At 74.9% G+C, this 18,148-nt stretch carries 14 protein-coding genes; 4 read left to right on the forward strand and 10 right to left on the reverse strand.

Annotated features, from left to right (window positions below; translation table 11 throughout):
• Positions 1-50: 50 nt before the first annotated feature.
• Positions 51-1,046: a LuxR C-terminal-related transcriptional regulator gene (locus ACFWJB_RS34590; protein ID WP_386927232.1), complete on the reverse strand. Its 996-nt coding sequence runs from the start codon at positions 1,044-1,046 to the stop codon at positions 51-53.
• Positions 1,047-1,694: 648 nt separating this feature from the next.
• On the opposite strand from ACFWJB_RS34590, the gene ACFWJB_RS34595 reads away from it, so the two are divergent.
• A complete protein-coding gene (locus tag ACFWJB_RS34595) occupies positions 1,695-1,901 on the forward strand; it encodes a hypothetical protein (protein WP_385471543.1) in 207 nt (68 codons plus the stop codon).
• Between the two features lie 81 nt (positions 1,902-1,982).
• On the opposite strand, the gene ACFWJB_RS34600 is transcribed toward ACFWJB_RS34595, so the two are convergent.
• The 7 genes from ACFWJB_RS34600 to ACFWJB_RS34630 all read right to left on the reverse strand — a co-directional run bounded on the left by ACFWJB_RS34600 (position 1,983) and on the right by ACFWJB_RS34630 (position 12,991).
• Positions 1,983-4,898, reverse strand: a complete 2,916-nt coding sequence (locus tag ACFWJB_RS34600) for an AAA family ATPase (protein ID WP_385471545.1) — start codon at positions 4,896-4,898, stop codon at positions 1,983-1,985.
• Positions 4,899-5,122: 224 nt separating this feature from the next.
• Positions 5,123-8,257 (reverse strand): type 2 lanthipeptide synthetase LanM family protein, encoded by a 3,135-nt coding sequence (locus ACFWJB_RS34605; protein WP_386927235.1) that lies wholly within the window; start codon positions 8,255-8,257, stop codon positions 5,123-5,125.
• A gap of 154 nt (positions 8,258-8,411) precedes the next feature.
• Positions 8,412-9,152 (reverse strand): Type 1 glutamine amidotransferase-like domain-containing protein, encoded by a 741-nt coding sequence (locus ACFWJB_RS34610; protein WP_385471550.1) that lies wholly within the window; start codon positions 9,150-9,152, stop codon positions 8,412-8,414.
• Positions 9,153-9,356: 204 nt separating this feature from the next.
• The gene (locus tag ACFWJB_RS34615) at positions 9,357-10,295 is read right to left on the reverse strand and encodes a DMT family transporter (protein ID WP_386927237.1); all 939 of its coding nucleotides are present in this window, start codon (positions 10,293-10,295) and stop codon (positions 9,357-9,359) included.
• A 185-nt stretch (positions 10,296-10,480) separates the two neighbouring features.
• The gene (locus tag ACFWJB_RS34620; protein WP_386927239.1) at positions 10,481-11,485 is read right to left on the reverse strand and encodes a DMT family transporter; all 1,005 of its coding nucleotides are present in this window, start codon (positions 11,483-11,485) and stop codon (positions 10,481-10,483) included.
• A gap of 83 nt (positions 11,486-11,568) precedes the next feature.
• Positions 11,569-12,108: a Clp protease N-terminal domain-containing protein gene (locus tag ACFWJB_RS34625; RefSeq protein WP_386927241.1), complete on the reverse strand. Its 540-nt coding sequence runs from the start codon at positions 12,106-12,108 to the stop codon at positions 11,569-11,571.
• Between the two features lie 235 nt (positions 12,109-12,343).
• Positions 12,344-12,991, reverse strand: a complete 648-nt coding sequence (locus ACFWJB_RS34630; RefSeq protein ID WP_385472650.1) for a PadR family transcriptional regulator — start codon at positions 12,989-12,991, stop codon at positions 12,344-12,346.
• Positions 12,992-13,155: 164 nt separating this feature from the next.
• Between ACFWJB_RS34630 and ACFWJB_RS34635 the strand changes: the two genes are divergently transcribed.
• Positions 13,156-13,965, forward strand: coding sequence for a PhzF family phenazine biosynthesis protein (locus ACFWJB_RS34635; RefSeq protein ID WP_386927244.1), 810 nt, complete (start codon positions 13,156-13,158; stop codon positions 13,963-13,965).
• Between the two features lie 34 nt (positions 13,966-13,999).
• Here the strand turns inward: ACFWJB_RS34635 and ACFWJB_RS34640 are convergent, their stop codons facing one another.
• Positions 14,000-14,827, reverse strand: coding sequence for a CPBP family intramembrane glutamic endopeptidase (locus ACFWJB_RS34640; protein ID WP_386927246.1), 828 nt, complete (start codon positions 14,825-14,827; stop codon positions 14,000-14,002).
• Between the two features lie 82 nt (positions 14,828-14,909).
• The gene (locus tag ACFWJB_RS34645; protein WP_385472657.1) at positions 14,910-16,427 is read right to left on the reverse strand and encodes a glutamate--cysteine ligase; all 1,518 of its coding nucleotides are present in this window, start codon (positions 16,425-16,427) and stop codon (positions 14,910-14,912) included.
• A gap of 593 nt (positions 16,428-17,020) precedes the next feature.
• On the opposite strand from ACFWJB_RS34645, the gene ACFWJB_RS34650 reads away from it, so the two are divergent.
• Together ACFWJB_RS34650 and ACFWJB_RS34655 are read left to right on the forward strand one after the other, a co-directional pair.
• Positions 17,021-17,605: a hypothetical protein gene (locus tag ACFWJB_RS34650; protein ID WP_385472660.1), complete on the forward strand. Its 585-nt coding sequence runs from the start codon at positions 17,021-17,023 to the stop codon at positions 17,603-17,605.
• A 281-nt stretch (positions 17,606-17,886) separates the two neighbouring features.
• A complete protein-coding gene (locus ACFWJB_RS34655) occupies positions 17,887-18,090 on the forward strand; it encodes a DUF5999 family protein (protein WP_385472663.1) in 204 nt (67 codons plus the stop codon).
• Positions 18,091-18,148 lie beyond the last annotated feature (58 nt).

Raw genomic sequence — 18,148 nt, forward strand, 5'->3', positions numbered from 1 at the left:
GACGAGGTCCGGCCCCCGCAGGGCGTTCCGGGTATGTCGAGTGCGGGACCTCACGCCACGTCCTCGGCGCGGATGCCGCCGCTGGCGAGCGCGAGGACGCCGAGCTGGAACCGGCTCTGGGCACCGAACCGGTCGGTCAGCTTCTCCGAGAGCCGGCGCACCGTGCGCAGGGAGACGTCCATCCGGCGGGCCGCCGCCGCGTCCGTGAGCCCCTGCGCCCACAGCCGGAGCACGTGCTGCTCCTGGAGGGAGAGGTTGCCGCGGGTGCGAGGGCGCGCCTCCGCGAGCGGCAGGGCCTCCTTCCACAGCCGGGCGAACAGGGTCGTGAGGGCTTCCGTGACCGACTCGACGCCGCACGCCATCGCGCCGGCCACGCCCCGCCCGCCGATGACCGGGACCACGACGTGCCTCCGGTCGGAGAGGAACATCCACACCGGCAGCGACGGCAGGGTGCGGACGGTGCCGCCGCACTCCTCGGTCCGGCGCAGGCGCTCCGTCGTCGCGGGGTCGTTGCGGACGCTCTCCAGCACGATGGCGCGTACGGGAGTGCGGCGGCGGCGCAGTATCTCGTCCACCGGGCGGCCCGCGTCGAGGACCGCCGCGTCCAGCCGCTCGGCCGGCCCGACGGTCAGCCACTCGTTCGCGCAACTCTCGGCGAGCGAGGTGACGCGCCGCCACACGGCGTCCGCACCGGCCAGCCACTCGACGTCCGGCACGCTCTCCCGGCCGCGCCGCCCGCGTTCCGACAGCAGCCGCGTCACCTCCAGCCGGCTGCCCTCCACCTGGAGGCGGTGACGGGCGAGTTCGTCCTGCTGGCGGGCGAGCATCGCCGCCAGCCCGACCTCCGGATCGACCGGACGCCAGCCGCTCGCGGAGTCCCCCGGAACGACGAGCAGCAGGGCGGACAGCCGCTCCAGCCCGCTCCGGACCGTTTCCTCGGTCTCCTCCAGATGCTCGGCCAGCTCGGACACCTGCGCGCCGGGTCGGTCGACCATCGCGATGTACACGCTCCGCGCAACGGAGTCGATACCCAGAGAGGTCCGCATGTCGTCCACTCCTGTATGTCTTGTCGTACGGCACCTGTTGGCTGTGGGAAACGGGTCGAGACCGGACCGGCGGGACCTGCCCCGGGTCGCGAGCGGACCGCCGGCCGGACACCAGTAGAGCGGGACCCGCCGCGGCGGCGGATGCGGGGCGATCACCCAAGTTCCTCACGGGGAGCCGGGCGTGGGGCGGGCGGGGCACCACCAGGGGCGGCGGCCCCGCGCGGGCACGCGGGTCCCGTGCCACAGGCCCGGCCCCCGCCCCGTACGCCTCCTCGGCCACGCGGCAACCGGGCACCGGTCGTCAGCCGCGCGTACGTCGCCGGCCTGCGCTTCTCAACCGGCCCGGCGGCCCGGCCCGGCCCGGCGGCGTCCGGCGCCGCACGCTCCGCGTCCGCCCGCCTCCCCACCGGCCGACGGCACCGGGCAGGGGCCGCCGGAGAATATGGGGGACAGTTCCCCATGCGGGCCCCCGCCACATCTGTGACCTTGTTCTCGTGACCGAATCAGCCGCACCCGCGACTCCCGCCGGCACGAACCCCCCGGCCCCCGCCCGCCGGGTCTCCGCACGCTGAGAGACACCGGGCGTTCCTCACGAAGCCGCTTGCCCACCGTCCCGCACCCGCCCTCACAGACACGAGGTTCCTCACCATGGCCGAGCTCCGCCGCGATGCCTCCTCCGCCCCCGCCGATCTCCCCGTCCGCCCGGCCGCCGAGACGGACGCCGCGGGCGGCATCAACCTGGCGGGCCGCAACCGCGCCTGCGCCCGGGCCCGAGTCCTGGCGGGCATGGTCCTCACCAGCGGTATCGTCATCACCCTGACCTCGATCGACACCTCGGTCTCCGCCCCGCACTGAGCGTCCGCCAGGCGCCGGGCACCGGACCGCCCCGGCCGAACGAGGGCGGCCGGCCCGCTCACCGGGGCCGGCCGGGCGGTCCTAGGCGTCCCGCAGGGCGGCCGAGCGGGCGCACAGGTCCGCGCGGTTCACCGCCCCCGTCTTGGTGACCAGACTCGCGATGTGCTTCTCCGCCGTGCGCGGGGAGATGAACAGCCGGTCGGCGATGTCCTTGTTGCTCAGCCGCTCCGCCAGCAGCCGGAACACCTCGAACTCCCGCACCGTGACGCCCTGGGCGCGCAGCAGGTCGGGGATGCCGCTGGTACCGGTGCGGTGCTGGTGCACGGAGGCGCCCAGCCGGCGCAGCCCGGCCCGGCAGGCGCCCGTGACGGCCTGTACGTCCCGCTCGTGGAAGTAGTGCTCCGCCCGCCGCAGCCAGCCCACCGGATCGCCCCAGCCGTCCCGGTGTGCCGCGTCCGCGACGAGCCGCAGTCCCAGGTGCCGGGCCAGCGGGTACGGCTCGGCCACCTCCAGCGCGGCCTCCACCGTGGCCGCCGCCCGCTCGCCCGCGCCCTCGCGGCCCAGCAGCACGGCCTCGCTCAGCAGCACGAACTGTCGGTTCCAGCGCATCCGGGCGACGGCGGTGGCGGTGATCTCCTTGTGCCTGGTCCGGTCCGCGTCCCCGGCCAGCACGTCCAGCAGCAGGACCAGGCCGTGGGTGCCGCCGAGATGGTAGGTCGAGGGGTTGCCCGCCTCCAGCGCCAGCACCTGCCGCAGCTCCTCCCGGGCGAGGCCGCGGTCCTCCTCCAGCAGGGCGCAGAAGGCCCGGGCCAGACCGTAGCCGAGCGCCTCCTCCTGTGAACCGGCGCCGTCCCACTCCGCGAAGGCCGCCAGCGACCGCTCCATCGACGCCCGGTCGGCGTGATGGGCCGCCAGGACGGCCTGGGCCATCAGGACGTACCGCACGACCGGCGCCATACGCAGCCTCCGCACCACGGCCATGCACTCGGCGGCGGCCGACCGGGCGGTGTCGTAGCGGCCGCGCAGCACCGCGTCCAGCACGAGGATGCCGTCCACGGTGTGGACGATGTTCACGGAGCCGAGCCGCAGCGCCTCCTCGCGGACCGCCAGCAGGTCCGCGGTGTCGCCGTCGGCCAGCCAGGCGTTGCCGCCGAGCCGGGTGGCCGCGTACATGCGCTGCAGCGGCAGGCGGTGGCGCTCCGCCGTGGCCAGTGCCTGCCCGAGCATCGCCGCCGACTCCTCGGGGTCGCGTTCGCGGGCCACCGTCGCGAGCAGCTCCCGGGCCTGGCAGGCGACGACGGGCAGACCGTGCCGTTCGGCGGTGTCGGCGGCGGACCGGGCCAGTTTCTCCGCGTGCTGGGTGCGGTCGGACCCCGGCGTGTCGAGGGCCAGGTAGGCGGCCGTGACGTCGACGGCCGCGGTGGCCGACTCGTCCGGCGCAACGGCCAGCACCTCACGGGCGCGGGCTATCTGCCGGTTGCCGTCGTTCCACCGGCCCGCCGTGTGGGCGACCTTGGCCAGCCGGGTGTGCAGCGTGGCCAGGCGGACGGGACTCAGCCCCGAGCCGTCCAGCGCGTGCAGGTCCTCGGCCAGGTCGAGGGCGCGGGCGAAGTCACCGGACTCCGCGAGGGCCGGCAGCAGGTTCTCCAGCACCATGGCCCGCGACTGCGGATCGCCCGCGTCGGCCAGCAGACTCTCGGACCGGCTCAGCAGGGTGACGGCGGAACCGAGCGCTCCGGCCGCCAGCGCCCGGCCGCCCGCGTCCGCGAACAGCAGGCCGGCCTCCACCTTGTCACCCGCCGTGCTGCGCAGCCCGGCCGCGAGCGCGCACCAGTCGCCGGCCAGGTCCGGATGCAGTTCCTCGACCGCCTCCGCGCCCCGCCGTGCCAGGTCCGCGCGCAGCCCCGGGGTCATCTGCGTGAACAGGGCCTCCACGGTGGGCGAGTGACGGAAGGAGTACCAGTCCGGCGCGGGTTCGTCGGGAACCACCAGCCGCGCGGCCACCCCGGCGTGCAGATGGCTGAGCAGGGCCCGGTCGTCGACACCGGTCATGCGCTGCAGGACCGTGAGCGGGAAGCGCCGTCCGAGCACGGCGGCGGCCGACAGCAGGGTCAGCCCCTGTGTGCCGAGCCGGTCGATACGCCGCAGGATGCCGCGCGCCAGCGAGGAGGAGACGTCGCTGCGCGGGTTGTCGACGGCCCGCCAGCCCTCCGGCCCCCGCACCAGGGTGCCCGCTCCGATCATCGACTGGAGCAGTTCCTCGACCAGGTACGGGCTCCCCGAACTGTCCTCCCACAGCCGCTCCAGCACCGCCGCCGGCGCCTGCTCCGGACCGTCGGTCCCGAGCTGCGCCGCGATCATCTCCCGCGTCTGGGGCCGGGTCAGCGGCGGCAGTTCCAGCAGGGTGGCGGCGCCGCGCCGGCGGGCCGACTGCGCGAGGTCGAGGGCGTCGCTGAAGTCCGTCCGGACCGTGGCGAGCAGCAGGACGGGCGAGTACTCCAGGTTGTCCACCAGGTACTCGAGGACGCCGAGCGTCTCCGGGTCGGCGTCGTGCAGGTCCTCCAGCAGAAGCAACTGGCCCTGCCCGCGCCCGGCGGCGATGAGCAGGCGCAGCACGGCCTCGCCGAGGATCACCATGGAACTGCTGTCCCGCTCCCCGGTGTCCCAGTCCGGGATCAGCCGCCCCAGGACCGGCCGGTAGGGGCCGAGGGCCAGGTCGTCCACGGGTTCGCCACCGCGGAAGAGCGACATCAGGGCTTCGGTGAGCGGCCGGAACGGTACGGCCGGTCCCGTGGTGCTGCTGCGGCCCCGCAGCACCCGCATCCCGGCGTCCAGTGCCCCGCCGACGGCCTCGGCGGCGACCCGTGACTTGCCGACACCGGCCTCTCCGACCAGGAAGACCACACCGCCGCGGCCCTGGCGCGTGTCGGCCAGGGCACTTTCTAACAGGGCCAGTTGGGAGTCCCGTCCGACCAGGGAAGGCGCATGGGAACGCATGAGCGCAGATAGTAATCCGACATCGCGGTCCGCGGCAGGTCGCACAGCAGCGCACCGGTGCCACCGCCGCCACGGCGCGCCGACCGGAACAGGCCGACGCCGCACGTCCACGGGACCGCCCCGGCGCCATCGAGGCGGACGGGTGCCGGGCGGGCCGGCGACACCACCGGCCGGCACCCGGACGCGGACCCGAACGAGGCGCGCGGCCGCGGCGAGGTGATCGGTCAGCGGCCGGGCTCGTCCAGCAGCAGCAGGGACGGCACGGTCTCGGGGTGGGCGAGACGCAGGAGGCCGTAGCCGATGCCGGACAGCCCCGTCAGCAGCCCGGGGGAGGGGACGTGATCGGGAGTGGCGCAACGGTGGCTCCGCGCCTCGACCAGCGCGAGTACCTGTCCGGAACATCGGGACAGCGCCCCGGCGGCGACCGTGTCGCCCCGCCCGGCGAGCACGGACAGCGCCTCCAGCGCCCCGAGCGTGCCCTGTCCGAGGCTGAGCCCGGGGCCCACCTCGGTGTCCGCCAGGAAGGGCGTCAGCGCGCCGGCGGCGCACCAGGGAGCGGCGGCGGCCACGCCGGCGAGCCCGGTGGCCCAGGAGAGGTCCGCGGGCGCGGCCCGTACCGTGCGGACCGCGGCACGCAGCAGCGCGTCGGCGGCGTCCGCGTGCGCGGCGGCGCGTTCCGGGCGGCAGCCGGCGTAGCGGCGCAGGGCCCAGCCGATGCCGGCGGCGCCGTCCGCGAACCCGGGTCCGTCGCCGACGGCCCGTGCGCCGGCGGGCCCGCCCGTCCGGTCCGGTCCGCGCACCGCCGCCAGCAGCGAGTCCGCCACCGCGTCGGCCAGCCGCAGGGCCTCGGGTGCCCCGGTCGCCCCGTACGCGGCGACGGCGGCGGTCAGCGCCCCGGCCGCACCACCGGCCAGCCCCGGATCGGAACAGGTGGCGGTGGCGTGCCCGAGCGCGACGACCGCGTCCGGCAGACAGCCCGTCAGGTCCTCACCGAGCAGAGCCGACAGCCGCACGAGCGCGTGGACTATGCCGGCGAGCCCGGCGTAGGCGCCGGGTCCGGCCGCCGCGCTCAGTTCGGGATCGTCGGCCAGCGCCTTGAACAGGGCGGGCAGCGGCCGGACCGCCTCCCGGGCCAGCGCGGCGTACCGGCCGGCCCCGGTCAGCGCGTCCGCCTGCGCCAGGAACAGCGCCACCCCGCAGTACCCCTGCCCCAGCCCGGCCCCCATCGGCAGCACGGCCCAGTGCGGCCCCGACACCCGCTCCAGGCCGAGCCAGTTGGTCCGGCCGCCGCCGCGTACCGCGCGGGCGGCGATCTCGTCGGCGATGCCGCACGCGGCGGCCAGCAGCCGCGAGGCGTCCGGCACGACCGCCGGGAGCGGGGCCAGGGCGAGTTCGGAACGCCGCGCCAGGGGGGAACCGGTCCCGCGCGCCGCCAGCGTGGCCGAGATGATCCACTCCTGGTCGTGGCAGTCGACCTCGTCCATCCGGGCCAGCTTCCGGCCGACCGCGGCCAGCGCGGCCACCGGCAGCACATCCGGCAACCAGGTGCCGTCGGCCGCCCGGACCCCCGTACCGGACGGCCGATGCACGAACAGGGGGACGTCACCGCGCCACAGCTCCGCGGTCTCGTGCTCGATCAGGCGTCGGCGTGCCTCGTCGTGTTCCGACTCGGTCCACAGCACGGCGAACACCCCCTCCCGGGCCAGGGCGTCGCCGAGGAGCGAGGGGTGGGCGGACTCCTCCAGCAGCGCGGCGTAGAGACGGGTGGAACGCGTGATGAGACGCGCGGGGCTGTCCGCGTGCCGCGCCAGCGGCCCACCCGGCGCGACCAGTTCACGACCGTGCGCGGCCAGCGCCGCGTAGCCGGTGCGGAACCCCTCCAGCAGAGCCGCCCGATGGTCGGCCCCGTCCAGATGCGCCCCCGAGGGCAGCGGCTGGTTCTGCGCGGCCGGACTGAGCACCGCTCCCCGTACCGCCCGCATCGTGTCCTCGCCGCTGTCCACCCAGCGCAGGCCCTCGCTCGGGAAGGTCCCCTCGGTGCTGCGGCCCAGCGCGGAGATGTCCAGCGCGCCGTCCTCGCCGATCAGCAGATGGGGCAGCAGACAGGTGCGGTGCACGGAGGCCTGGAGGGCGTCCGCGGCCGGATCGGCGCCGGCCGTCATGGCCTGCGGGAGACCGGTGTGCAGCAGGGTCTCCGCGTCCACCAGGACCGGCTGGTCACCGCAGGCGATGACGTTCTCGTAGTGCACGTCGGCGCCGTCCACCGCGTACAGCAGGGCCAGCAGCACACCCTGGTGCCGGTAGAAGGCGTCGGTCTCGGCGCCCGACCGGCACCAGCGGTGCTCCACGAACTCCAGCCAGCCGTACCCCGGCCGGCGCACGCTGCGGGGCGTGCGCAGCGCGAGCCCGGGCACCTTGGCGCCGAGCCAGGCCACCAGGTCGTCCAGCAGGCCGTGCTGCTCCAGCGGCCGGGGCTTGTACACGAGCCGGTCGCCGCCGGCGAAGCGCAGCACCGCGACCGCCCGGTTGCCCTGGTGGGCGTCGCCCAGACCGAGGTCCACCCCGGCCAGCGCACCGGACGCGCGCCCGTCGAGGAGCCCGGTGACCAGGTCGGCCCGGTCGGCCTGGAACCGCGTCACCAGCTCCACCGCGGCGTCCGCCGCGTCCAGGGCGGTCTGCGCGAGCATCCGGGCCAGCACCGGATAGGCCGTGAACAGCGCGGTCAGGCCCCGCCGGCTGCCGGTGGCGGCGACGAACGAGGCGAACCGCTCACGCGGGCCCGATCCGGCGAGGCGCCCGGCGTGCCGGGCCAGGGACAGCTCGTGGACGAGGGTCCGGGCGGCCTGCCGGGTCAATTGCTCGGTCAGGCGCCGCTCGAACGCCTGCCGCCACACGGCCCGTTCGGTCGTGGGAACGTCCGCCCAGTGGCGGGCGAGCCGGACCGCGGCCGGGGCGACGAGGGGCCGTGCGACGGCGGCGAAGACCCCTGCGCCCGTGCCCTCCACGGCCGGCGCGTCGACGCTCTCGGAGGCTGCGGCCAGTGCCGCCTCGGCGTAGACGGCCCAGCGTGGCTTGGCCGCGCGGGCGGCGAGACGCTCGGCGGACTCCGCGGCGAGGGCCGCCGCGGTCGCCCCGTCCACCCCGAGATGGGCGAGTCGCAGCGCGAAGCCCGGGCCGTCCCCGAGGTCCCACGGAGCACGCCCGGCGGAGGAACCGGCGGGCGCCGCCGGGAGGCCGGGGGCGGCGAGCCGCTCCGCGAGGGACAGCGCCGGGGCCCACCAGGCCGGCGGCAGACGGACGCTGAGCGGAGTCGGGAGGCTGTCGGTCCGGGGAGCCGGGGCGTCGGCGGTCTCAGTCACGAGGAAGAAGGTGCCAGACCTCCGCGTCCCCCACATGGGGAAGTGGCCCCCATATTCCCGCGCACCCCGCGCCGGCGCGCCGCGGTCACCGCGTGGACGTACCGTACCGAGGGGAACGGCCGGCCACGCGCGCCGCGACGGTACCCGGTGCAGCTCAGAACCGGGGCGTGGGCAGCAACCGCGGTTCGATCCGCTCCTCCACCACGTCGGAGCCCGCACGACCGACCACGTAGGCCCCCTTGCCCGGCAGTTCCGCCACGGCCTCGACCAGCTCGGTGCCCCGGTAGACCAGACCCACCCCGTCGTCGGTGCAGTGGGCCGTCCGGAACGCGCCCTCGGCGACCAGCCGGTGGATCAGCGGACGCCGGCCCGCGTCGGAGTCGTAGTGCACGCCGTTGCCGTACGGCAGCAGGCCCAGCCCGTCGGTGACCGGGCGCAGCCCGGGGCCGAAGGAGTCCGTCGCGCCGCCCTCGAACCAGCAGATGGAGCCCGCGCTGATCCCGGCGAGCACCACGCCCGCCCGCCACGCCCGCCGCATGATCGCGTCCAGGCCGTGCACCCGCCACACGGCGAGCAGGTTGGCCACCGAACCGCCCATCACCCAGACCACGTCGTGCGCGAGGACCGTGCCCTCGACGTCCTCGACGTTCGGCATGGGGAACAGCTGCAGGGGAGTGAGGTCGAAGCCCGCCACCCGGGCCGCCTCCGCCACCCGCGCCGTCACGTGCTCGGCGTCACCGGTCGCCGTGCCGACGTACAGGACGCGGGGACGCCGTCCGTGCACACCGGAGAGGTCGACCGCGTGGTGGACCAGGGAGTCGAGGAGCAGCCGGGTGCGCGTGCCGGCACGGTGCCCTCCGGACGTGGCGAGGATGGTCGGTTCCGGAGCGGTCACACGCGAGATCGTAGCGCCCCGGCCTCCCCCTGCGAACGTGCCGTCCGGCCCCTCGCCTTCTCCGGTCACGGCGTGGGGGGGGCCGGGGCACCGCCGCCGCGGCCCCCCCCGGCAGCCCACGGCGCGGGCCCCCGGGGGGGGGGGGGGCCCCCCGGGGGGGGGGCCGCCGCACCGGGCCCCCCCCCCGCGCGGCGGGCCCGCCCGTCAGGCGAGCGCCGGCCTCCGTGCCTGCCGCGCCTCCGCCACCGCGAGTCCCGCGACCGAGCCGAGCATCAGGACGGTGCCGGCCAGGGTCGCCGCGGTGAGGTGCTCACCGAGCAGGACGACGGCGAGCGCCGCCGCGCTGACCGGCTCCAGCAGCATGATCACGGACACGGTGGCCGACCGGACGACGGCCGCGCCGGCGAAGTAGAGGCCGTAGGCGAGGGCGGTCGGGACGGCCGCGACGTACGCCAGGAGCCACAGCAGCCGGACCGGTTCGGCGGTGTGCGGCACCAGCCCCTCGGCGAGGGCCAGAGGCAGCAGGCACAGGCTCGTGACGGCGAACGCCCCGACGGAGGTACTGGCCGCGTCCGCCGATCCGTCGCGCCCCCACCAGCGGGTGAGGAGGGTCATCGCGGAGTATCCGGCCGCCGACACCAGGGCGAGGAGCACGCCCAGGGGCTCGACGGACGTCCTGCCGTCGCCGAGGACCAGCACCGCGAGTCCCGCGAGCGCGCCGACGACGGCGGCCGCCCCGCTCCGGCCCAGCCGCTCGCCGAGGACCCGGCGCGCGCCGAGGGCGATCAGCACCGGCCCGGCGCCGAGGGTCACCACGGTGGCCACGGCGAGCCCGGTCTCCCGCACGGCGGCGAAGTAGGCGGTCTGGAACACCGCGAGACCGAGGCCGGTGACGACGGCCCGCAGCGCCTTGCGGCCGAGCGGCTCGGGGACGGCGGCCCGCACCCGCGGACGCAGCGGGCGCGCGGCGAGCAGCAGGACGAGGCCGGCCGCGCAGCGCCAGAAGGACAGCGCGACGGGCCCCATGTCGCTGGACCGGTAGACCAGCGAGGCGGCGGCACCGGCGGTGCCCCAGGCGGCACCGGCGACGACGAGATAGAGGAGGCCACGCCCTACGGGCAGGCCGGAGACGGCATTCGACACGAGTTCACTCCGCAGACGCGCACGAGGCGCGGACGTCGGGGACCACCCCTCGGGCGGGGGTGGGGGGACTGGCGTCTGCGAGCAGCACGGACCGGCCCGGCGACCATGCGCCGGGCGGCTTCCGGGGCCCGCCTCAGGCGGCCGGAGGCGGAAGGACGAGTGCGGTCGCGTGCATGATCCGCACCCTAGGTCGCGGTCCCCCGGCTGGACAACTCCCTTTCCGGCCCGCCGCTCGCCACCGGATCCGCGGAGCCCTTCGCGGGCGCCGAGGACTGGGCGATGAAGGCGCCCACGAGGACCACCGCGCCTCCGGCGATCTGCGGCGCCGAGAGGTGTTCGCCGAGCAGGATCCAGGCCAGGACGGTCGCGATGACCGCTTCGAGGCACGCCACGACACCCGCGACCTGCGGTGACAGACGGCGCACGGAGAGCACGCCGGTGACGTAGGCGAGGACGGTGGCCACGAGGACGATCCAGGCCAGCAGGAGGGCGGCGGCGACGGGGGTGCCGTTCATCGGCGCGGTGTCCGCGAGGAGGGACCATTCCATGGTCCAGGGACGGGCGATCACGGTGAGCACGGCGGCCCCGACGAGCAGCCCGTACGCGATGACGCCGAGCGGGTCGGGTGCCTCGTCGCCCGCGTCGCTGCCCTGGTCGGACAGGACGAAGTAGCCGACCTGGCAGCAGGCCGCGCCCAGCGCGAGCAGCAGCCCGAGGGCGTCGAAGCCGAGACCGGACCAGACCTCCACGACGCAGGCGAGCCCGCCGACCGCGAGGACCACGCCGAGCGCGGCCGCCCGTGTCACCGGCCGGCGCTGCACGAAGCGCACCCAGCCGAGGACCAGGGCGGGCGCCAGGTACTCGACGAGCAGGGCGACGCCGACGGGGATCCGGGAGAGCGCGGCGAAGTAGCAGGCCTGCACGCCCGCGACGGCGAAGAGGCCGAAGCCGGCCAGCAGTCCGGGGCGGCGGCGCAGCAGCGCGCGGTGGCGCACGGCGAGCGGCAGCATCACCAGGGCCGCGCCGGCCACCCGCAGCCAGACCACGTGGAGCGGATCGAGGCCCGCTTCGATCAGCGGCTTGGCCGCCACACCGGAACCTCCGAAGGCGACCGCCGAGATGAGCGCGAGTCCGAGTCCGGCGCCCTTTCCCCGGCTGCCGTGGGAGCTGTCAGTTGTCTGCACCGGCACATGATGACAGGGGACGACATGACCGTCACCCCCGATGACACCTGTCTCACCGGCTGGACATCCGGCGGCCCCCGGCCTGGGGGTCAGGGCGTCGGCTCGAAGTGGTTCCGCACCCGGGCGAGGACCGCGTGGGGGTCGACGGCGGCGCGGGCGAGCACCTCGACGGCCCGGGCCTGCGGATCCGCGACGAGGGCGGCGAGCAGGTCGATGCCGCAGGCGCCGGCGGCGCCCCGCCGGGCGGCGCGGGCGCGGGCGTCCTCCATGGCCGCCGCGGCCAGCGGCGAGAAGCCGGCGGTCCCGGTCGTCACGGGCACCGCGCCGGAGTCCTCGACGGCACTCTGCCAGCGCAGGCCGTATCCGATGCTGCGCTGCACGAGGTAACCGAGCAGGCGGGCGAGCCGCGGCCCCTCGCCCAGGACGGCCCGCGCCTCGGGGTCGTGCTCCAGGAGGGAGTGCAGCAGGTGCGCCGTGTCGATCTGCCGGTCCCCGTCCCGCACTGCTCGGCGGCGGGCACCGGAGACCACCGGCGCCAGTTCGGCGCTGAACCGGGCGTCGGCGTCGGCGCCGCCCGGGGACCGGTCGCCTGGCTCACCGGCCGACTGCCGGGGGATACGGGGTTGCACATCACCCAGCACATCAGCCCCGGCGGCGCGGAGCATCCCCGAAGGGGAGCATTTCGGCGTCCCACACAGAGTGGACCCCGGGGGCCGGAATCTCCTCCTTACGGATGAGATCACGCCGTATTTCCCCACCGGCTGCGCGCCGCCTTGCGCCGTGTGTCCGGGTCCGGGCGCGCCCGGCGAGCACGGAGGGCGCCCCGCGGATCGCTCCACGGGGCGCCCTGCGGGGCCGTGCCGGTCAGTCCTCGTCGGCGAGGATCAGGTACAGCTTCTTGCGCGCCTCGCCGATGACGGTGAGCGCCTTCTCCCGCTGCTCCTTGCTGCCGGTCTTCCAGACCTGGCCGAAGGCCTCCATCAGCCCGAAGCCGGCCTGCCGGATGTCGTTCAGCGCTTCCCAGTCGACGCCTCGGGAGGCCTCCTCCCAGGGCGCCTCGGGGCCGTCCTCGGCCGCGGTGCGGCCCGCCTCGGTGAGCGCGAAGAGCTTCTTGCCGCCCTCGCTCTCGCTGGCGATCAGGCCCTCGTCCTCCAGCAGCTGGAGGGTGGGGTACACCGAACCGGGGCTGGGCTTCCACGCCCCGCCGCTGCGCTCGGCGATCTCCTGGATCATCTCGTAGCCGTGCATCGGGCGCTCCTTGAGCAGGGCGAGGATCGAGGCGCGCACGTCGCCGCGCCGCGCCCTCCCCCTGGGGCCGCCCCGCCCTCGGCCGCCCCACGGCCCGGGGCCGAAGCCCGGCCCGAAGGGGCCGCCGGGACCACCGGGCCCGCCGGGTCCGAAGGGGCCGAACGCCGCGCGCCGGCCCTCGAAGCCGCCGTGGCCGAAGGGGCCGCCCTCGCCGCGCCCGTGTCCGTGCCCACCGTGTCCACGCTCGTATCCGTGGGTACGCATCGCCATCACTCCATTCAGTCGTTGATCTGTCGCGATGCTTCAACGATATATCGGTAAGGAGGAGTGGGCAAGGCCCTGCCGGCGGTCCGGGGCACCGGAAACCGGGCCAGTTCTCGCGCATTGGCCTTGGCCCGCGGCCCGGCGGTGCACCTAGCGTCCTGGGTATGCGCATCCGAATCGTCGACGCCTTCACCGACCGGCCCTTCGCCGGCAACCCCGCCGGGGTCCTGCTCCTCGACTCCTTCCCGGGGGACGAACGGCTCCAGAAGGTCGCCCTGGAGGTCAACCACGCCGAGACCGCGTTCGCCCACCGGCTGCCCGCGGGCGGCACGGCCGACTGGGCGCTGCGCTGGTTCACGCCCGCCACCGAGATCGCGATGTGCGGGCACGCGACACTCGCCACGGCCCACGTCCTGCACTCCACGGGGGCCCACGAGGGGCCGGTGCGGTTCGCCACCCGCAGCGGCGTCCTGGTCGCCACGCCCCTTGAGGACGGCTCGATCACCCTCGACTTCCCGACCGCTCCGCTGACGCCGGTCGAGGTCCCCGCGGGAGTCGCCGGAGCGCTGGGCGCGCAGCCGCGCACGGCCCTCGACACCGGGCCGGACGTCGGCGACCTGCTGGTCGAGCTCGACGACGAGAAGACCGTCCGCGGCCTCGCTCCCGACCATAAGGCGCTGGCCGCGTACTCGCGGCGCGGCATCATCGCCACGGCCCGCGCGGAGGACCCCGCCCGCGGCTACGACTACATCTCCCGCTGCTTCTTCCCGAACGTCGGCATCGACGAGGACCCGGTCACCGGCAGCGCCCACACGGCTCTCGCGCCCTACTGGGCCGAGCGCCTGGGCCGCCCCGTCCTCACCGGACTCCAGGCGTCACCCCGCTCCGGCCGCGTCCGCACGGAACTGCGCGGCGACCGCACGCTGCTGAGCGGACGCGCGGTGACGGTGATCGAGGGCGAGCTGCTGGCCTAGGACGACGGGGGCGCGGAAGGCGACCGGGCCGCCGTCAGGCCGTCGGCAGCCAGTCGACCTTCCCGGCCAGCAGCGCGTAGCCGACGAAGGCCCCGATGTCGAGCAGCGAGTGCGCCACCACCAGCGGGCCCACCCGGCCCCAGCGGCGGTACAGGTACACGAACACCACGCCCATCACCATGTTGCCGACGAAGCCGCCGATGCCCTGGTAGAGGTGGTACGACCCGCGCAGCACCGCACTCCCGGCCATCGAGGCGCCCCGGCTCCAGCCCAGCTGGTCGAGCCGGCGCAGCAGGTAGCCGACGACGACGACCTCCTCCAGGACGGAGTTCTGCACCGCCGAGAGGATGAGCACGGGGTACTTCCACCACACCTCGGGGAGCGCCTCGGGCACCACGGTCAGGTTGAAGCCGAGGCCCCGGGCGGCCAGGTAGAAGGCGATACCGGTACTGCCGATGACGGCGGCGACGGCGGCCCCGCGCCCGAGGTCCGGCCACGGGCGGGTGCGGTCGAAGCCCAGGGTGCGCAGACCGCGGCCCTCGCGCAGCAGGAAGTGCGCGACGAGGGCGACCGGGACCAGGGCGGTGGCGATCCCGAACAGCTGCCAGGCCAGGTCCAGCCAGGGGCGGCCGGGCGCGGCCGAGGCGTTGAGCGTGGCCGCCTGGTCCTTGAGGCCGCCGGGCCGGGTGAGCGAGCCGATGAAGCTGATGAGGGCGGACACTCCGCTCGCGCCGAGCGAGAGCGCCAGGACGAGCAGCGTCTCGTCACGCAGGATCCGCCGCGAGAGCCGCCCCCCGCGAGGGGACTCCTCGCCGAGCGGCGCTTGAGGGAACGCATCGTCCACCGGGCCCGCCTCCGCCATGCACACCTGCCTCCAGCTGGGACGTCACAGCTTGCCCGATCAGTATGAGGCGGCGCGCGGCGGGGGGCGGGCCCGGCGGCGGTCAGCCCAGCGGCGCCGGCTCCGGCAGGCCCACCGGCCACAGGTGAACGGGGTCGCCCTGGTGCATCAGCTCGACGTAGCGCCTGGTCGTGGCGGCCAGTGCCGCCTCGCGGGACAGTCCCGCCTCCAGCGCCCGGTGGAACGTGGCCGCCTGCCAGGACGCGCCGTTGACCCGGCGCCGGCACCGCTCCTCGATCACGCCGAGGTACAGGTCCCGGTCGGCGGGCTCCACACCCCAGGCGTCCAGCCCGGCCTCGGCGAGCGGCAGCAGCTCGTCCCGTACGAGGACGGCGGCGTCGACCTCCGTGGTGCCGCCGAGCCGGCCGCGCCGGGGCCACTCGAAGCGGGCGTCGATGCCGTGGCGGCACGCCGCGTCGAAGTTGGCGGCGGCGGCCTCGAACGGCAGCCGGGTCCACACCGGCCGGGGCTCGTCGGCGAGGGCGCGGACGACGCCGTAGTAGAAGGCCGCGTTGGCGATGACGTCGGTGACGGTGGGGCCGGCGGGCAGGACGCGGTTCTCCACCCGCAGGTGCGGGACGCCGTCGGCGATGTCGTAGACGGGGCGGTTCCAGCGGTAGACCGTGCCGTTGTGCAGGACGAGTTCCGAGAGCTTCGGCACGCCGCCCGCGTCCAGGACCTCGAGCGGGTCCTCGTCGTCGCAGATCGGCAGCAGCGCCGGGTAGTAGCGCCGGTTCTCCTCGAACAGGTCGTAGGCCGAGGTCACCCACCGCTCGCCGAACCAGGTGCGCGGACGCACTCCCTGGGCCTGGAGCTCGGGCGGGCGGGTGTCGGTGGACTGCTGGAACAGCGGGGGCCGGGACTCGCGCCACAGCTCCCGGCCGAACAGGAAGGGCGCGTTGGCCCCCACCGCGATCTGCGCTGCGGTGACGGCCTGGGCGGCGTTCCACACGTCGGCGAAGCGGTCCGGGGTGACCTGGAGGTGCAGCTGCACCGAGGTGCAGGCGGCCTCCGGGGCGATGGACTTGGACGTGCAGGTGAGGCGTTCGACGCCCTCGATGTCGAGCGTGAAGTCCTCGCCGCGGGCGGCCACGATCTGTTCGTTGAGCAGCGCGTAGCGGTCGACGGCCGAGAGGTTGGAGGAGACCAGGTCGTCCCGGTCGAGGGTCGGCAGAATCCCGATCATCGCGATTCCCGAGTCGACCTCACCGGCCTTCCTGTCGGCGTACGCCAGGGACGTGCGGATCTCCTCCGCGAGCCGGTCGAATACCCGGCCGCCCAATCGGTGCGGGGCGATGTTGACTTCCAGGTTGAACATCGCGAGTTCGGTCTGGAAGTCGCGGCTCGCGATGCGCTCGAGGACTTGCGCATTCAACATTTTCGGCATCCCGTCGGCACCGACGAGATTCAATTCGATCTCCAGCCCCATCAGGTTCTTCGGGCGGTCGAACCTCTTCTCCGCCAGCAGTCGCTCCAGACCCGTCAGGCACCGCTGGAGCTTGTCGCGGTAGCGCTGGCGATCGGACAGGTCGAACTGACCTGCCACGACCTTCTCCCCCATGGAAGAGTCCCTTCTCGGAGCGGTGGGTTGAAGATCCGGCGTCGGTGCGCCGGTCAGGTGGGATGATGCCCAGCCGAAGCGATCGATAACGTCCTCGCGCGGCCCCGCCACCCGCTACGCTGAACCGATGTGACCGGTGGCACATTCACCGGGCATGGCGCATCCCGCAGTTTCGGGGCCCGGCATCTGGTGAAAAACGCCGACGACAATTGGCCGACCGCTCGGTGAGCATTCCCCGAGGTCATCGCCCTCCTCCCGGTACGAAATGCGGAGGTCTCCCGCATATCGGCGACCGAATGTGCCCTTGTTCTGCTTGCCGCGGACGGCTAGCTGAAACACAGTCTGAACACATGTCGTATAAACTCCGCGGACAAGGCAGAAGACCGGCGTCTACGGTCGAAGGATCCTGCCGCCGGGCTGACGCGCGGCAGGCCTCACCCCACTTCTCGGTTCTCGGATCCCGGCCCCTGCCTCTCCACCCCGTGAGCTGACAGCGTCGTCCGCCCCGCACGCTCCGCCCCGCCCTGTCACGCAACGCCCTGTCACGGCACCGCCCTCGCGCCACCGTGCCTTCGAATGAGAGGCGACCCACCATGCCGCTGCATGTCCCCCCGGCTCCCGCGCCCGCCCTGCGCTCCGTCCTGACCGCCCTCTCGTCCCCCACCGCGGTCCGCGAGGCCCGGACCCCGTCCCTGCTCGGCGCCCAGGGGCCCACCACCCCCGACCTCCCCCTGCCCGTGCACGTCCTGGACGGGGTCTCCGCCGAGGGTGTGACGGCCACCCGGCTGACCGGCTGGCGGTTCCTGATCCGCTCCGGCGACCGGGCGGTGGCGGCGGCCGAGACCATGCCGACCCCGGACGGGTGGGCCTTCTCCCGCTTCTTCGAGGGCCCTTACATCGCCTCGACCGAACGGGCACTGCGCCAGGCGGAGACGCTGCCCCAGCCCTACCAGCCGCGTCTCCTGTCGGTACCCCGCCTCTACATGCTCACGCTGTGGCTGCACGGCGACTGCGCCGCGGACCCCGCCGAGGGGCACCCCGCCGGCACCGACCTGCTGGTGCCGCTCGCGCCGGCGCCGCCCGGCATCGCGGCCCACCGACCGCACCGGGTGGCCGAGTTGCTCCCGCTCCTGACCCACCGGGTGACGCCGACGCAACTGCTCCGCTCCCCCGCCTGACCAGTCCTCCGCCCGGGCGCCGGCCCGGGCGGACTAGTCTCATCCGGCCATCGTGAACCACCCGAAGTGACAGTGCAGTTGCGGTGAACCGTCCGCGCGGGTGACGCGTCTCCAACCCATGAGAAGCGGTGCTGCGAAATCCCTGCGGATCGACGCCCGTGGGGCAACACTGGGTTCGGACCGACTTATCACAACGGGGGGCGGCCATGGACGACGTTTCACGCCGCGGGACAGACAAGACAGCGCACTCACCCATCACGACAGACCGAGAGACCCCACTCATGTGCCAGCACCAGCCACCGTGTCCTCCGGCCGACTCCGCCGACCGGGAATCCGCCCGTCTCGTGGCGCACCACCCGGAGCAGGGATGGAGCCTGCTGTGCAACGGCGTCGTCCTCTTCGAGGACACCGGTGAGCTCCTGCCGGACGGCCGGATCATCGCTCCGCACCGTCCGCTGGACACCGGGCTGATCACCGCCGCCTGAGCATCCCGCCGGGCGGCACGGCACCGCTCCGCCCGGCACGCAGGGGCCGGCGCGCGGG

The organism is Streptomyces sp. NPDC127100 (genome assembly GCF_042724095.1).
In the GTDB taxonomy this organism is placed as follows: domain Bacteria; phylum Actinomycetota; class Actinomycetes; order Streptomycetales; family Streptomycetaceae; genus Streptomyces.

Bases quoted from the DNA above. Each gene is read 5' to 3' on its own strand.
- ACFWJB_RS34590 (WP_386927232.1), bottom strand. From the start codon at position 1,046: ATGCGGACCTCTCTGGGTATCGACTCCGTTGCGCGGAGCGTGTACATC.
- ACFWJB_RS34595 (WP_385471543.1), top strand. From the start codon at position 1,695: ATGGCCGAGCTCCGCCGCGATGCCTCCTCCGCCCCCGCCGATCTCCCC.
- ACFWJB_RS34600 (WP_385471545.1), bottom strand. From the start codon at position 4,898: ATGCGTTCCCATGCGCCTTCCCTGGTCGGACGGGACTCCCAACTGGCC.
- ACFWJB_RS34630 (WP_385472650.1), bottom strand. From the start codon at position 12,991: ATGCGTACCCACGGATACGAGCGTGGACACGGTGGGCACGGACACGGG.
- ACFWJB_RS34635 (WP_386927244.1), top strand. From the start codon at position 13,156: ATGCGCATCCGAATCGTCGACGCCTTCACCGACCGGCCCTTCGCCGGC.
- ACFWJB_RS34640 (WP_386927246.1), bottom strand. From the start codon at position 14,827: ATGGCGGAGGCGGGCCCGGTGGACGATGCGTTCCCTCAAGCGCCGCTC.
- ACFWJB_RS34645 (WP_385472657.1), bottom strand. From the start codon at position 16,427: ATGGGGGAGAAGGTCGTGGCAGGTCAGTTCGACCTGTCCGATCGCCAG.
- ACFWJB_RS34650 (WP_385472660.1), top strand. From the start codon at position 17,021: ATGCCGCTGCATGTCCCCCCGGCTCCCGCGCCCGCCCTGCGCTCCGTC.
- ACFWJB_RS34655 (WP_385472663.1), top strand. From the start codon at position 17,887: ATGTGCCAGCACCAGCCACCGTGTCCTCCGGCCGACTCCGCCGACCGG.